Source organism: Variovorax sp. E3 (genome assembly GCF_016082275.1).
Classification (GTDB): domain Bacteria; phylum Pseudomonadota; class Gammaproteobacteria; order Burkholderiales; family Burkholderiaceae_C; genus Variovorax.
Window position 1 is genome coordinate 1 of the sequence record NZ_MOWM01000319.1, and the last position, 1807, is coordinate 1807.

General features: G+C 72.4%; 1 protein-coding gene and 1 pseudogene. Both read right to left on the bottom strand.

All coding sequences use genetic code 11. From position 1 onward, the window contains the following. Window positions 1–461, bottom strand: a 461-nt coding sequence (locus tag BMG07_RS43815; protein ID WP_269759903.1) for a condensation domain-containing protein, incomplete at its 3' end; no start/stop codon positions are given. Continuing rightward, window positions 395–1803: pseudogene (locus tag BMG07_RS40505) on the bottom strand (condensation domain-containing protein). The gene BMG07_RS43815 and the pseudogene BMG07_RS40505, both read right to left, overlap by 67 nt. Between the last annotated feature and the right edge of the window lie 4 nt (window positions 1804–1807).

Sequence of the window (1807 nt, forward strand, 5' to 3'; positions counted from 1 at the left end):
GGTTGGGCGCTGCTGAGGAAGCCCGTGCGCAGCACGTCATGGCGCTCCACCACCTGCTGCCATGCCCGCCTGAAGCGCTCCACCTCCAGCCCCTGCACGTCGATGCGCAACTGCGTCACATAGGCCGTGCCGCCCCCGTCGTACTCGCTGTGGAACAGCATGCCCTGCTGCATCGGCGACAGCGGATACAGGTCCTGCACCCGCGTCGCATCCAGCGCCAGCGCATCCAGCTGCGCCTGCGTCAGCGAGGCCAGCGCGAAGTCCGAGGGCGTCACCCCCGCCGCACCGCCCGTGCAGTGCGCCACCAGCGCCTGCAGCTCCTCGCGCAGCCGCTGGGTCCACGCCCGCACGTCCGCCTCCCGATGGCGCTCGCGCCCGTAGCTCACCGCCAGGCTCAGCTCGCCCTCGTACACCCGCGCATTGATCGCGAACTCGTGCGCCTGCGGCGCATCGCCGCCCATCGCCCGTCCGCCCCCTGCGCCGCCGGGCGCCACGGCGCCTGCTCGTCGAAGCTGCCGTCGAACTGGCCCAGGTAGTTGAAGACCGCCTGCGCGCGCGGCAACGCCTCGATGGCCTGCCTCTGCGCCGGGCTCCCCAGGTACTGGAACACGCCGTAGCCCAGGCCCTTGCGGGGCACCTGGCGCAGTTGCTCCTTGACGCGCTTGAGCGCATCGCCGAGCTCGCCCTGCGGCGCCAGCGCCACCGGGAACACGCTGGTGAACCAGCCCACGGTGCGGCTCAGGTCCAGCCCCTCGAAGATGTCTTCGCGCCCATGGCCCTCCAGGTCGATGAGCACGCTCGGCTGCCCGCTCCAGGCGCACAGGCCCGCGCCAGCGCTGTCAGCAGCAGGTCGTTGACCTGGGTGCGGTAGGCCGCCGGCGCGTCCTTGAGCAGGCGCTGGGTGGTCGCCGCGTCCAGGGTGACGCTCACGCTGGCCTGCTCGCTCGCGCGCCGGCTGCCCTGCGGGTTGGCGCACGGCAGCGACGCGGGCGCCTGGCCCAGCGCCTGCCAGTAGGCCAGCTCGCCGGCATGGGCCTGCGCGTAGCCTTGCAGGGCCTGCGCCCAGTCGCCGTAGCTGCTGCTGCGCGCGGGCAGCGCGCAGGCCCGCCCCGCCACGCTCTCGCGGTAGGCGCTTTGCAGGTCTTCGAGCAGGATGCGCCAGGACACGCCATCGACCACCAGGTGGTGCACGGCCAGCAGCAGCAGCCAGCGGCCGTCGGCCACCTCGATGGCCAGGGCCCGCATCAGCGGGCCGTGCGTCAGCTCCAGGCTGCCCTGGGCTTCGTCGCACAGCGCTTCGATCTCGTGGTCGTCCTTGGCGCGGCGCACCCACAGCAGCTCTTGCAGCTGCGCCTGGGCAACGGGCTCGTAGCGCTGGGTCCACGTGCCTTGTCCTTCGTTCCTGTAGCGCAGCCGCAGGCTGTCGTGGTGGAGCACCAGCACGGCCAGGGCCTGGCGCAGCGCGCCCACCTGCAGCGGCTGGCGGCTTTGCAGCAGCACCGACTGGTTCCAGTGGTGGCGCTGCGCCATCTGCATGCCGAAGAACTCGGCCTGGATCGGCAGCAGCGGCACCTGGCCTTCGGCCGGAGCGCGCACCTGCGCCGCCGACGCCTGGTCCAGCGCCTGCACCACGCCCGCGAGCTGGGCGATGCTCTGGCGCTCGAACATCTGGCGCGGGGTCAGTTGCCAGCCGGCGCGCCGGGCCTGCGCAACGATCTGCAGGCTGAGGATGGAGTCACCACCGAGCTCGAAGAAGTTGTCGTGCCGGCCCACCTGGGCCAGCCCCAGCACCTGCGCCCACACCTGC